Consider the following 13,012-nt stretch of genomic DNA (forward strand, 5'->3'; position numbering starts at 1 on the left):
GGCTTCAAGTGTGGAGCGAAGCGGAACCAATGTAGTTCCCTTATTATTAATTGGTGCTCCTACAGTGTACTCCACTGCCTGGTCGTTGACTTTAACGGAAGTCCCTTGAGGTGCAGCCATGGCCGGCGCAGCAGAAGCGAGCAAACCAACCGAGATGGTGAGAGACAAGAGCATACGTTTCCAGTTTTTCATATTATGTATTCTCCTTTTTAAAAAATAGTAGTTTAAATTTAATAGTTAATAGAATTGAACATACACCAAAATACCACGCATAAAGTTTGGGATGGGTGCCACCTTTTTCCTCGCGGCACCTTCTCCCCTATGAGATTACTTTTTGCTGCACACCACCATATACATATCTACCAATGTCTTACTCTTAAATTTTATAAGCCCGCATCGCCTTAAATAACTCCTTGAAGGTTGGACGCTTACCGTACATCAGCACACCTGTGCGATAGATTTTGGCAGCCAGCCAGCCGAAGATTAATATCGATACGGCCAGTATGGCCAGAGACACGATAATCTCCCACGTTGGTGCAACCCCCGCTCCGATCCGAACCAGTATGGCCGTAGGCGAAGTGAACGGAATGAAGCTGGCAACTTTTAAGAGCAAGATGTTCGGCGTTGAAATACTGAAGATTGCAATGTAGAAAGAAACCAGTGACAGCATCGTAATCGGCAGAACCGCTTGACCCAGTTCTTCTGTACGGCTAACCATTGAACCAATCGCAGCAAACATCACAGCGTATAGGAAGTAACCAAGAATGTAAAAGATAAGTCCATATGCAATCACAGCTAAATTCACATCACTCAGATTCAAACTGAATTCACTCAATACATCACGGTTATGAGGAAGCAGCACATTCCCGGCAACCACTGCACCGAAAATACCGATTTGAAGCAGACCGACCATGAATATACCGATGATTTTGCCAAACATCTGACTAAGTGGAGACACGCTCGTAATCAAAATTTCCATAATGCGCGAGCTCTTCTCCGCTGTAATTTCGGATGCAATCATGTTACCGGTCATCATTGTGGATGTGAACAGAAGGATGATCATCAGGTAGACTACAATGTAGTTGATCGGGCTCATTCCATTCTCGGACGCTGCCTCAGATCCCCCCTCATCCACGCTCAAGCTTTGCTCACTTACCTTTACCGGGGTATTAATCAATTCCTTTTGCTCAGCGGTGAGTACGTCCTTTACGACTACATCAAGTTTCACGCTTTGGAGCGCCGCTTCTATAGAAGCAATAATCTGAGGGGACACCTCTTCCGTTGAATACAGGATCGGTTGCGGGAACTCCTGTCCTTGGGCCACCTCAAACTTCAGATACCCATCGGTAAGCCCGGATTCCGCATCCGCCTTCAGTGCGGCTTCATCTTTATCACCAGCAGCAATGAATCGATACGCCTGATCTCCTTGTGCAGACGAGAACTTCTCCAGCTTCTCCGACACTTCTGGCTGTCCAGAACTCAGAAGTCCAATGTTTACAGGGTTGCTTCCTGCAGTTCCACCGCCACCTGAGCCACCATTAAACAAGGTAATGAAATAGGGTACATTAAGTCCAATCGAAATTAAGAGTGCGAGTACAATGGTTGTAACTACAAATGATTTCGTTTTGACCTTGTTTTTGAACGTAAATCCGGTGATTGTTCCCATTTTATTCATTCGACTCACCCACCTCACGAATAAAGATTTGGTTAAGCGTTGGTTCTTTGATCTCAAAATGCTCTACGGTAGTCTGCGTCATTGCGTGTTTCAAAATCTCCTGCGCCGCTTCCACCTGAGCGATATGGATGAGATATCCACGCTCGTTCCGTTCTACCTTTTTCACACCAGCCAGCTGCTCCAAGCCATCGACGTTGCCAGTAGTGTTCAGGTACACCTGCTCACGTGGATAGCGGTTCTTGATCTCTTTGATCTCCCCCTGAACTACAGTGTTGGAGCGATGCAGAATTGTTATCTGACGACAGAGTTCTTCAACATGCTCCATGCGATGTGTCGAGAACAGAATGGCCGTTCCCTCGTCACGCAATTCCTTGACGGTGGATTTGAGCAATTCCACGTTCACTGGATCCAGACCACTAAACGCTTCATCCAAAATAAGAATTTGAGGACGATGTACTACCGCTGCAATAAAGCCCATCTTTTGCTGATTACCCTTTGACAGTTCCTCAATCTTTTTGTCGTAATACTCGGGGACTTCGAATCGATCGAGCCAATACCTCAAGCTTTTGTCTGCATCTTTGCCATTCATGCCGCGAAGGCGTGCCAAGTAATTGATCTGGTCGCTGACCTTAACCTTCGGATATAATCCACGTTCTTCCGGAAGATAACCCATGATCTTCTGTAACTCGGTACTATACGGCTTGCCGTTATAGCGTATGTCTCCACCATCCGGATGAATCAGTCCAAGGACCATACGCATCGTTGTTGTTTTACCAGCACCGTTGGCGCCCAGCAGTCCATAGATTTCGCCTTCTCCCACATTGAGCGTAACGCCATTAACAGCAGTCTTATCCGCATATTGCTTCACTACCTGCTTCAGTTCCAATCTGTTCATCAACTATCGTCCCCCTTCGATTATCTCCACAGTGTCGGAGCATACCCTGCAATCCAATATTGCAGCACTTCGTCCAGCTCCAGGTTTCGGATTTTCATAATGCGATTACCCGCAAGCTCCAGTCTCTCCTGCGCTTCAACGACCCGGGTCGTAATCACCCGAATGGCTCCAGCCTCCTGTTTCGACTCAACAGCCCCTGGAATACTCTCAGGCCTAAGATCACCTTCGTACCAGATTTCCCTCCATTGATCGAGCACTACATCTTTCTCCGCCATTCCAAGTGATTGTCCCCGGTGCATCAGTACGATGTAATCAGCCAGACGCTTCACTTCATCTGCAATATGTGTAGCTATCAAAATGGTGGTATCCCCATCCGCCATGAAATTGCGGAACTGCTCTACCATGACCTTCCAGGCAAAGGGATCAAGCCCTGAAGAAGGCTCATCCAGCAGAAGCAATCTCGGCCGTGCAGCAAGCGCTGCCGCTATTTCGAATTTGCGCCGTTCTCCTTTTGACAATTTCTTCAGTTTCACGTCGTAGGGAACATCCATATCATCCATGAGCTGTTTGAAAAACTTCGCATCCCAACGGGTATACCAATGTGCCCGGAACCTGGCAGCTTCAACAGCGGTTATATTGTCTTCTTCCGAACCTCCACCGTCTGCAACAAAGGCAATATGCTCTCTCAGCTCTGTAGGAAGTTCTCCTTCGTAATGCTGTCCGAACCACATGATCTGACCGGAATCCGGTAGCACGACACGCTGAAGCATATTCAGCAGGGTGCTCTTCCCCGAACCGTTATGTCCCAATATGGCGACGACGTATCCTTCGGGAATTGCGAGATCAATAGGTCCAATAATTCTACGCTTGCGCATCTTGGATACACCGTTTAACTGAACCGCTATTGGTTCCATGTTTGGTCCTCCTCACTTCGGATAGTAGATCTGAAGAATCTCTTGGAACAATCTCGCCATTTCTTCCTCACTGCATCCAACAGATTTACCTGACTGCACTGCTGCCTGCAGTGCTTCTCTTGCTGCTGTCAATTTGTACGTTTCCCGGTCTCCTGCCTCAACTTTGGCTACGAACGTCCCCGTGCCCTGCTTCGTTCGAAGCAAGCCTTCATTCTCCAAATCCTGATAGACCCGGCGAACAGTAATAACACTGCAATTCAACGATCCTGCGAATTCGCGAATGGATGGCAAATGCGTTCCCTCCCCCAATTGACCCGTTATTATTAAAGACCTTAGCTGGTTTTCAATTTGGTGATATAAAGGTTCAGCACTGTTTTCATTAATTTGAATCGGTATATTCAAGCCCTGCACCTCACCCTCGCGTACACTTCAGTTCACTTGCACGATAGTGCCGGTCATCTTCGATGTCGTTCTATATTTCGCTTACATTAACTTAAATCCCGTTTCGACAACTTCCTAAGCGTTAAGCGGCTAAGCAACCACAACACTGCAAAGCCCAAGAGTAACGAACCCCACATAAAAGGTGATAACAAGCCCCAGGTTTTGCTGATCTCTACGGTATAATGCATTCCGTTCATGCCCATGAGTCGAATTATAATCGCAATAAGCAAAATAACGGGTATAAACAGCATGCTGATTAACAAATACTTTTTGCCTGTGTGTAAAAATTCTCCGAAGATATAGAACCCTGTAATCAGAACCCCATACCCTGTACATGTTAGGGCAAAGGCTAGATATTGATCCCATCGGAATCCTTCCAGATGCATCACGGAGACATACAATGCACCATAGTAGAATATGCCATTATAAATAAAGGCCAGCAATGCCTGCTGAATTCGTCCCCACATGACGGTCTCTGCAGAGATGGGTAGTCTGCGATAGTAGGTCAGCATCTGTGTATACGAATCTTCATGTATGTAGCGGAAAGAGCGTCTGGAGAAGATAAATCCCTGAAATGGAACCATAAGCATGAAGTAGGAATCGGAAACCGTGTTAAGCACACTTTCCTCCCTTTGTCCATATAACATGACACCACCCATAGCTCCAACGTAGATCATAAACATCGCAGACCATAACCATTGAAGACGATCCTTGCTCCATTCGCTGCGGGTTAGCCACCAAGCCTGCTTCCAATCATTCATAACATTGCCTGCCTTTCCATCTCACGCTTTACTGTGCAAGCTGTGTTCACTGTGTTTACTGTATATATCAATATACACAGTATATAGACCTCACCTCCGATCCGTCAACCCTTATTTTCCTGAATCAGGAATTATTTTAGGAAATCATTACCTTTTGCATTGAGATGATGCAATATGAAAGATGTCTTTTAAATAGAGCTATGATATTAGATGATCTGATAAGAGAGCTTCCTGTTTTCGCTTCGACTTGAAGCTATCTCCCTGAAGGTTGCTGAACTACTGAGCATGCGACAGCCTTCGGGCAGATAGCGCAGCAGATACCACTATGATCATTCAATGACTGCGTTGAGCTGCAAATTCGCAGGCGCAAAAAAAGAGAGCTGACTCCGATATTGTGCGAACACAAATTGGAGACAACTCTTTCATTTTCACGGCACCTATATGCAGAAGAGGTCTAACTTTTACACCAGATCGTAGCCGCTTGGCAAACGGCTATTATTACGGATGGCACGAATTTCGGCTAGGGTCAGCCGTTGATTGGTGGATATCAGGGATTCCACATCATTCCCACGGATCAAATCATCCAAATCTCTCAAGTTGGTGTTTCCACGATAGACACGGAATCCACCTTGAAAGTTTGGTCTCGTAAACACAACCAGCGTTGCATTCGAACTTGTCGAGAAAAAGCGCAGGCTCTCTACCCCACCCAGAATGTTGTCCAGATTGCGAAGACCCGTGTTGCCACGGTAAATCCGGCTTCTTCCGTTATAGTTCTCCTCTGAATACACCGTAAGACGTGGATACGTTTGACTAACTTGAACTGTTTTTTTCATTTGTTCCCCCCCTCTCAATCTCATTCTATGAATGGATGTGAGAGGAGGTATGGACGAATCAACGGATCGATTCATCCATTTTCATATTTTCATAGGAAATTGCTCAAATTCTACACCCCAAGAATGACTTCCCATACAGGACGTGTATGCCCGCCAGGATATAGGAGGTATAACAATACATACACAATGACCCCAGTCAGTGCACTACTGAACCAGACCATGGAAGTAAATCGTCCCCAGCGGCGATGAGTTGCAAATTTCTTTTTGAAGCCCAGTACCAATGTGGAGATTCCAAAGACTGCTGCTGCAGTAGCGAGAATAATATGAAAGATCAAAAAGATCCGGTAGAAAATCTCCATCTCAGGATCACCGCCCCAGGCGGTATTTCCAACAAAGATCGTACGAGACATATAAATTACAAAGAACAGCAAGGCTGCAACGGCTCCTGCAACCATCGCGGTTTGGTGCGCCTCACGTTTTCCACGAATAATCAACACCCACCCAATTCCCACCAGCACAGCACTAATTACAATGAAAGAAGTACTGATCGTAGGCAGCAGAAAATGTATATCCATCATCGTGTATTCCCCCTCTTGTCTGAACATGACTTGGCTTATTTCGCAGGATTAAGCGGCCCCCCAGAACCTTCTACAGGATATGGGTCATCATCATCTTCGCGTTTTTCCTTGCGGTACCATTGGAAAAAGACATAAGCCAGCATGGAAACGAAGATACCCTCCTGAATGAATTTCATCACAATCCCACCCACCTGCTGATCCTCCTTGGCAGAAGACAGAAAGTTGAAGAAGGCAGGTCCTCCGAAAGTGCGCAGCAAAGCCGAGGAATCCCCGGATACACAATACCGCATCGCTTCAGCCCATACAGCTGGGTTGCTATACGTCGCATATAACGGCTCGGACGCAAAGATAATCAGACCACAAGCGGGTGTCAGCAGCACCATGTTGAGAAAGATAAATCCGATCTTCGACAGTCCTGATGCCTGTCTTCCTTCTGGCAGCGGATTAAGCAATGTCCACCACATGAGCATCGAGGTTATAAAGAGAACCATGTAATACAATCGGTGGACCGTAAAATGGAGCATCACATAATCATGCACAACAGGCAGATGATATAAGGAGAATAGTCCATTGAAAAGCAGGGCCGCCACGATTGGATGAGCCAGGAAGGAGAGCTGTCGTGTCGGCAGCCACCGAAGGATTTTGCGCCATACCCACGCAGGCAGACCCTTCATTAATAACGGTGGCGCTACCAGATAAGACAAGGCCATACTCACCATGTGGAAACTGAACATGACATGCCCCAGCAGATTAAATGGCCCGGCTTGGGCGAGATAGAATACAGCAAGACCAATGATAAACATGTTTTTTTGAGCTACCGTTGCCGGCTCTGCATCCTTGATTCTCTCACTTAATGGACCTACGACAACCAGATACGCAGCTGCGATAAGCAGAAAAAAGGCAAGAATTAGCGGACTCCATAAATCGTTGAAACTAAAATATTGCAACCCGAGCATACGGGAAACCTCCCGGTGATCTAATATGGTTGTTTTCTGGAATTCGTTATATGGGTTTGGATCGCCAAAAAGGGGAAAAGACGGCGGCACTGCGCCGCCGCCATCTCATTTACCACCAAACCCAATAAAGTGCCATAATGATGCACGTGGATGCTACGAAAAATCCGAACGCCATAAACAGGATTGGCATCAAATGCCCTTTATCCTTCATGTGCATCCAATATCCTAGCTGAACAAAAACCTGAAGGATTGCCATGACTACCAAAAGGATAATGGTAAAGGACGTATTTACGCCTCCTGCCTTCACGGCTGCAAACGCAATGAGTGTCAGGATGATTGAGAATATAAACACAACAACGTGTTTCTGTGGTCCTTCTGTTCGGTGACGATGCTTCACAGGTTGTTGATCACTTTTATCCTGTACCGACATGTGTTACCCCACCTTTCCGAGCAGGTAAACGACCGTAAAGATAAACACCCAGACCACGTCAATAAAGTGCCAGTACATTGCGGAGACGTACACCTTTGGTGCAGTTACGACCGTTAATCCTTTTCTGAACAGCTGCCCGATAATAAGTCCGATCCACAGAATACCGAATGCAACGTGGGCGCCGTGGAAGCCAACCAGGGTGTAAAAAGCCGAGCTGAATGCACTGGTTGTCATCCCGAACTCTTTGTGCACCACATATTCATAGAATTCATAAATTTCGATACCAAGGAATCCAAGGCCCAACACCACCGTTATTCCGAGCCAAAGCGCCAACGCATTGCGGTTGCCCCGATGCATGGCCTGGATCGCAAAAACACTTGTCAGACTGCTGACGAGTAGAATAAAGGTAGCTGCTGCCACGAGAGGCAAATGAAACAATTCATTGGCTGATGGGCCCTCATTCGTTTGGCCTCGCAGTGCCAGAAAGGTTGCGAAGAGTGTACCGAACAATACCGTCTCCCCGCCAAGGAACAACCAGAAGCCAATAAGCTTGTTGCGTCCCTCCAGCGTCGCTTTCTCCGGTTCATGCGGCAATTGGCCGTTTACCGGTTCGGCATGTGAAGTTGTCATGTTCTAACCCCCTTCTCATCCTGATCTTCCGGTTCGATATGCCAGCCATGGTCATCATAGAGTGAACGCAGTGCCATCGCTCCGAATGTAATCAGAAGGCCGACAATGACCACAATATAGTTATTGAATAGTCCATTCATAAAAGCATTGCCAAAATCGTCTTTACTGAACATCAGACCCAGCCCGGCAATAAAAATACCGACAGACATGACAAATGGCAGTGGAGTGGCAGATGGCATGTGAATCGAACCTACCGGTTCAGCCGGAGTCATTTCGGTATGACCTGCCATCTTTTCCTTCCAATATGCATCGATTCCGCGAACAAGCGGAGTCTGCTTGAAGTTATATTCTGGCGGCGGAGATGGAATAGACCATTCCAACGTACGGCCATCCTCCCACGGATCATTTGGTGCGTCGACCGGTTTTCTCGTTGTGATTACGATGTTCACAAGGAACAAGATTACCCCAACTCCCATCAGGAATGCTCCAATGGAGCTGACCAGGTTAAGCAGGTCGAAATCCTGATTCGGCAAGTATGTAACGATCCTGCGCTGCATTCCCATAAGGCCCAGGAAATGCTGTACGAAGAACGTCAATTGGAAACCGATCATGAACGTCCAGAATGTCCATTTTCCAAGTGTTTCGCTTAGGATGCGACCAAACATTTTTGGCCACCAGTAATGCAATCCCGAGAACAGGCCAAGCACCAATCCGCCAACGATAACGTAGTGGAAGTGGGCCACGACAAAGTACGTATCATGAAACTGGAAATCGGCCGGTGCAGATGCCAGCATGACACCCGTAACACCACCCATGACGAAGGTTGGAACGAATCCAACAGCAAACAGGTTCGCTGCTGTAAAGCGGATCTGCCCACCCCACATCGTAAAGAGCCAGTTAAAGATTTTGATTCCTGTTGGTACAGCAATTAACATGGTTGATATTGAGAAGAGCGCGTTTGCGACATTACCCAAACCTGTTGTAAACATGTGATGCGCCCATACCATGAATCCCAGGAAGGCAATCAGGATGGTTGCAAACACCATGGAGCTGTAACCAAACAATCTTTTACGTGCAAAGGTCGGAATAACTTCCGAAATAATACCAAAGGCTGGCAAGATGAGTATATACACTTCAGGATGCCCGAAGATCCAGAAAATGTGCTGCCAGAGTACCGGGTTACCACCATTCGCAACATCGAAGAAGTTGGCTCCCAGAATACGGTCAAATGTTAGCAGTACCAAACCCACTGTAATGGCAGGGAATGCAAAAAGGATAATGGCTGATGTAATAAATGTCGTCCAGGTAAACATCGGCATCCGCATGTAGGACATGCCTGGCGCACGCATCGTGATGATGGTCGCAAGAAAGTTAATGCCCCCGATGAGTGTTCCCAGACCGGCAATCTGGAGACCAATGGTGTAGAAATCCACACCGTGCGTCCCGCTATACTCACTACTAGAGAGTGGGGTGTAGGAGGTCCAGCCTGCATCAGGTGCCCCGCCCATAATCCAGCTCAGGTTGAGCAGCAGTCCACCAAACAGAAACGTCCAGAAACCAAGCGCATTGACAAATGGAAATGCGACGTCCCGGGCACCAATCTGCAACGGAACAACAGCATTCATAATCGCAAATATGATTGGCATGACTCCGAGAAATATCATTGTTGTTCCGTGCATGGTAATCAATTCGTTGAACACCTGTGCCGATACAAAATTATTCATCGGCTTCATCAGCTGAATCCGGATTAAAATGGCTTCAATCCCGCCAATTCCGAAGAAAAATCCGCCTGCAATTAAATAAAGAATGGCGATCTTTTTGTGATCGACGGTGGTGATCCAATCCATCAAGCCCCTGTACCGCTTGACGCTATGAGCATGAGCCAAGGTTGTGTACCCCCTTCTTCGTCCTTGCTGTTCTATTCATAGTCCAATTTGTAGTTGGCTAGATATTCGGCAATTCCGTCGATTTCTTCATCCGTAAGTCCAAGATCTTTTGGATTCGGCATCGTATTGCCTGGCTTCACGGATTGCGGATCATGGAGCCATTGTTTCATGTTATCCAGTACCGGATTTCCTTCTTCTTGTCCCTCACGCTGGTTTAGCAGAATGCCAGCAACGGATTCCTTACCACCGATTCCTGTGAGATTCGGCGCAACCGGTCCGCCCTGATCTCCTACAGCGTGGCAAGAGAGACAGTTTGTTTTGAATTTCTCAGCAAGCTGTGTATCTTCCGGCAATACCGCTGGAGCTTTCATTTCATTGACCCATCTGTCGAAGGATTCCTGGCTGACTGCTTTTACCTTGAACTCCATATAGGCATGAGACCTTCCGCAGAGCTCTGCACATTTCCCGCGGTAAACGCCTTCATTCGGAGCCGAAAAACTAAATTTGTTCACTGTTCCATCCGGGTTTGTGTCCATTTTACCCGCAAGTGACGGCACCCAGAAGGAATGAAGCACGTCAGCGGTTTTTAATTCGAATGCGATTTTCTTGCCGGTCGGGATGATTAGATCTTGAGAGGTGGTAACATCATATTGAGGATAAGTGAATTCCCACCAATACTGATGCGAGGTAACTTTGACCTGAATTGCATTTTTGTCCTTGGACAGATCTTCGCCTTGGGCAAAAATCGTCTGAACCGTCGGTACGGCCAATACAATAACAAGCAATAACGGGATGGCTGTCCAAATAACTTCCAGCTTGAAATTGCCTTCAACCTGTTCGGGCACTTCATTCTGCCCGGCCCGCCTGCGAAACCGGATCAGCACATACGCAGCTATGGCAAATACAATGATGAGCACCACGATCATAATTGCAATGGACAGCTTCATCAGATCATATTGGCCTTGCGCCACAGGACCCTGAGGTTTCATTACCGACAAGTCTTCCCGCCCGCATGCGGATAGCAGCAAAGAGAACACCGCCAGCAAGGGGAGAATTCGCTTTGCAACCTGCCACTGTTTCATCATTGATCTACCCCACTTTTTTACATTTTCGTAGATTACCGTCGTCGTTCGAAGGCCTAACTCAATCAACCTGTTTCAACCCGATACGCATAATCCTGTCCGTCATACAGAACGCTTACAAAAATAACGCTTCCGGAACCCCCATCATTTCCTCCACAGGGCATGTCTGCGCATTCTTCCAATTCATTCTATATGGTTCAATCACTTATTAAATATAAGTTGAGGGTATGATTTTGTCAATCTTTGGACACATGTTCACAAATTGTTCACTTTATGTAAAATTCCGCACCACAACTTAGTTTGCAAACGATTTCAGTTATAAATGTAAACCTCTTAATTTGAAAATATTTGCCATATTTCGGTGATTTAATGTGTTTTTTTGGTGATTTTTTTCACCTGAAAAACATGCAGTATTATGCAAAGGGATTGCTGTTTTATCTTCAATTGCTTTTTTCCAGTTCTACTGGGAAGGGGGCGCTCATTCAGCTCTCATTTTCAACGATGAACCGGCACGAAGCGCCACCCCTGCAATATAGCTACATTTTAAATTAACACTGGAACTGATCATTTCTGTCCCTTAGTGGAGTTATGATCCATCTGTCAGGATAAGAGGCCCATCCCGGGTTATCGCTATTGTGTGTTCATATTGAACTCCCCAGCTTCCATCCACTGTCCTGACCGTCCATCCATCTTCATCCCAAAATACCGCTCCAGAACTACCCCTTGTAAATATCGGCTCAATCGTAATGACCATGCCTTCGGTGAGCATCATGCCCGTTCTGCGTTTGCCGTAAGGAAGTACATTGGGTGGTTCATGAATATATTGACCAATACCATGACCAATTAGCGGCTTCACAATGCCATATCGATACAGCCTTGCGGTACGCTCAATAGCGTTGCCGATATCCCCGAGCGTGTTTCCTGGGACCGCTTGGGCTATAGCCCGATGGAGAGCCCTCTCCGTTCGTTTCATCAGCTTGCGGATGGACCTGTGTTGTTCACCGATCCCGTAAGTCCATGCCGAGTCGGCAAGCCAGCCGTCCTTGTTTACTACCATATCAATGGTCACAACATCCCCTGCGGCCAATTCCCGATCGTCCGGGAAGCCGTGACAGACAACTTCGTTGACCGAAGCACAGGTTGCATAAGGATATCCCTTATATCCCTTTTGCTCCGGCGTTGCTCCTCTTTCGGTTAGAAATGCCTCAACCCGTCTGTCAATTTCAGCTGTGGTTATACCAGGAGTGAGCCATTGTTCAATTTGCTCGTGGCAGCTTCGCAGAATCCGGCCTGCTTCCCGCATGTAGTCAATCTCTTCTCTCGTTTTCAAAATAGGGTCCACATGCATTCATCCTTCCTGCCATATGTGTACTTCCATGTATATGCAGCAAGAATGCAACAAAGCCCAAAAGTGATGCAAAGCTCTGTTCCCTCTCCGAGTGAATTACAGAACAACAAAAAAAACCGTCTGCCGGAGCATGACGCCCGGGAGACGGTTCTATTCATATCGGAACAGTATAATTCAGTGGTGTGGTGTTTCAGGACACGGAAGAATCCATCTTGACAAGCTCATGCTCGACCACAGAAGTCAATTCTTCCTCATATCCACCCGTAATCCGGTATTTCCTCACGTACTCCTTCACGAATTTTTTTGGATCCTTAGGACGGAAAATCCGAGTCATTTCCCTCAAACTTTCTTTGACCTCATTGTGACCTTTCGTTGCCATTGTAATTCCCTCCCAAAACGTTGAAAGTGAATGCTCCGTTTAGAGAACGCCGAATAAGTCTTAAATGCCATCCATGAAGTTGTGTGCGCGGCTTAAAGCAAGCTTTAGGTCGGGAACCTCGCTAAAAGCAAGTACCTGACACTATAAATACCCGATATGATTCAGTTTGAATCATAATCTTATTGTAGCATATTCGGGAGTATG

14 protein-coding genes and 1 pseudogene are annotated in these 13,012 nt (G+C 46.7%); all 15 read right to left on the reverse strand.

The annotated features are described in order from the left end of the window. Positions 1-192 (reverse strand): annotated as a pseudogene (locus tag HP552_RS07125) (TraB/GumN family protein); the annotation flags it as partial. Between the two features lie 184 nt (positions 193-376). Continuing rightward, entirely contained in the window at positions 377-1,675 is a 1,299-nt protein-coding gene (locus HP552_RS07130) for an ABC transporter permease (RefSeq protein WP_175394873.1), read from the reverse strand. Further along, positions 1,668-2,570 carry an ABC transporter ATP-binding protein gene (locus HP552_RS07135; RefSeq protein WP_175394874.1) on the reverse strand — a complete coding sequence of 301 codons (903 nt, stop codon included), beginning with the start codon at positions 2,568-2,570 and terminating at the stop codon, positions 1,668-1,670. The genes HP552_RS07130 and HP552_RS07135 overlap by 8 nt, the downstream gene beginning before the upstream one ends. Positions 2,571-2,590: 20 nt before the next feature. Next, a complete protein-coding gene (locus HP552_RS07140; RefSeq protein WP_175394875.1) occupies positions 2,591-3,484 on the reverse strand; it encodes an ATP-binding cassette domain-containing protein in 894 nt (297 codons plus the stop codon). Between the two features lie 12 nt (positions 3,485-3,496). Further along, complete coding sequence (locus HP552_RS07145) at positions 3,497-3,886, reverse strand: GntR family transcriptional regulator (protein ID WP_175394876.1); 390 nt, start codon at positions 3,884-3,886, stop codon at positions 3,497-3,499. 86 nt (positions 3,887-3,972) lie between these two features. Continuing rightward, positions 3,973-4,686 (reverse strand): hypothetical protein, encoded by a 714-nt coding sequence (locus tag HP552_RS07150; RefSeq protein ID WP_175394877.1) that lies wholly within the window; start codon positions 4,684-4,686, stop codon positions 3,973-3,975. A gap of 461 nt (positions 4,687-5,147) precedes the next feature. Further along, the gene (locus tag HP552_RS07155; RefSeq protein ID WP_175394878.1) at positions 5,148-5,519 is read right to left on the reverse strand and encodes a hypothetical protein; all 372 of its coding nucleotides are present in this window, start codon (positions 5,517-5,519) and stop codon (positions 5,148-5,150) included. A gap of 110 nt (positions 5,520-5,629) precedes the next feature. Further along, entirely contained in the window at positions 5,630-6,094 is a 465-nt protein-coding gene (locus HP552_RS07160) for a DUF420 domain-containing protein (protein ID WP_175394910.1), read from the reverse strand. 38 nt (positions 6,095-6,132) lie between these two features. Further along, positions 6,133-7,053, reverse strand: a complete 921-nt coding sequence (gene ctaG / locus HP552_RS07165; RefSeq protein ID WP_175394879.1) for a cytochrome c oxidase assembly factor CtaG — start codon at positions 7,051-7,053, stop codon at positions 6,133-6,135. Positions 7,054-7,162: 109 nt separating this feature from the next. Next, positions 7,163-7,483 (reverse strand): cytochrome C oxidase subunit IV family protein, encoded by a 321-nt coding sequence (locus tag HP552_RS07170; protein WP_175394880.1) that lies wholly within the window; start codon positions 7,481-7,483, stop codon positions 7,163-7,165. 3 nt (positions 7,484-7,486) lie between these two features. Then, positions 7,487-8,113, reverse strand: coding sequence for a cytochrome (ubi)quinol oxidase subunit III (locus HP552_RS07175; protein WP_175394881.1), 627 nt, complete (start codon positions 8,111-8,113; stop codon positions 7,487-7,489). After that, positions 8,110-9,960, reverse strand: coding sequence for a cytochrome c oxidase subunit I (ctaD, locus tag HP552_RS07180; RefSeq protein ID WP_376768944.1), 1,851 nt, complete (start codon positions 9,958-9,960; stop codon positions 8,110-8,112). Before ctaD ends, HP552_RS07175 begins: the two co-directional genes overlap by 4 nt. A 71-nt stretch (positions 9,961-10,031) precedes the next feature. Further along, complete coding sequence (gene coxB, locus HP552_RS07185; protein ID WP_175394883.1) at positions 10,032-11,084, reverse strand: cytochrome c oxidase subunit II; 1,053 nt, start codon at positions 11,082-11,084, stop codon at positions 10,032-10,034. Between the two features lie 583 nt (positions 11,085-11,667). After that, a complete protein-coding gene (map, locus tag HP552_RS07190) occupies positions 11,668-12,429 on the reverse strand; it encodes a type I methionyl aminopeptidase (RefSeq protein WP_175394884.1) in 762 nt (253 codons plus the stop codon). Positions 12,430-12,619: 190 nt separating this feature from the next. Continuing rightward, positions 12,620-12,808, reverse strand: coding sequence for a hypothetical protein (locus HP552_RS07195; protein WP_017690840.1), 189 nt, complete (start codon positions 12,806-12,808; stop codon positions 12,620-12,622). Positions 12,809-13,012: the final 204 nt, after the last annotated feature.

The sequence above is a fragment of the Paenibacillus xylanilyticus genome, assembly GCF_013359935.1.
Taxonomy (GTDB): Bacteria; Bacillota; Bacilli; order Paenibacillales; family Paenibacillaceae; genus Paenibacillus; species Paenibacillus xylanilyticus.

Excerpts from the sequence above, each read along its gene's own strand:
- HP552_RS07130 (WP_175394873.1), bottom strand. The coding sequence starts at position 1,675 with ATGAATAAAATGGGAACAATCACCGGATTTACGTTCAAAAACAAGGTC.
- HP552_RS07135 (WP_175394874.1), bottom strand. The coding sequence starts at position 2,570 with ATGAACAGATTGGAACTGAAGCAGGTAGTGAAGCAATATGCGGATAAG.
- HP552_RS07140 (WP_175394875.1), bottom strand. The coding sequence starts at position 3,484 with ATGGAACCAATAGCGGTTCAGTTAAACGGTGTATCCAAGATGCGCAAG.
- HP552_RS07150 (WP_175394877.1), bottom strand. The coding sequence starts at position 4,686 with ATGAATGATTGGAAGCAGGCTTGGTGGCTAACCCGCAGCGAATGGAGC.
- HP552_RS07155 (WP_175394878.1), bottom strand. The coding sequence starts at position 5,519 with ATGAAAAAAACAGTTCAAGTTAGTCAAACGTATCCACGTCTTACGGTG.
- HP552_RS07160 (WP_175394910.1), bottom strand. The coding sequence starts at position 6,094 with ATGGATATACATTTTCTGCTGCCTACGATCAGTACTTCTTTCATTGTA.
- ctaG (WP_175394879.1), bottom strand. The coding sequence starts at position 7,053 with ATGCTCGGGTTGCAATATTTTAGTTTCAACGATTTATGGAGTCCGCTA.
- HP552_RS07170 (WP_175394880.1), bottom strand. The coding sequence starts at position 7,483 with ATGTCGGTACAGGATAAAAGTGATCAACAACCTGTGAAGCATCGTCAC.
- HP552_RS07175 (WP_175394881.1), bottom strand. The coding sequence starts at position 8,113 with ATGACAACTTCACATGCCGAACCGGTAAACGGCCAATTGCCGCATGAA.
- ctaD (WP_376768944.1), bottom strand. The coding sequence starts at position 9,960 with ATGGATTGGATCACCACCGTCGATCACAAAAAGATCGCCATTCTTTAT.
- coxB (WP_175394883.1), bottom strand. The coding sequence starts at position 11,084 with ATGATGAAACAGTGGCAGGTTGCAAAGCGAATTCTCCCCTTGCTGGCG.
- map (WP_175394884.1), bottom strand. The coding sequence starts at position 12,429 with ATGCATGTGGACCCTATTTTGAAAACGAGAGAAGAGATTGACTACATG.
- HP552_RS07195 (WP_017690840.1), bottom strand. The coding sequence starts at position 12,808 with ATGGCAACGAAAGGTCACAATGAGGTCAAAGAAAGTTTGAGGGAAATG.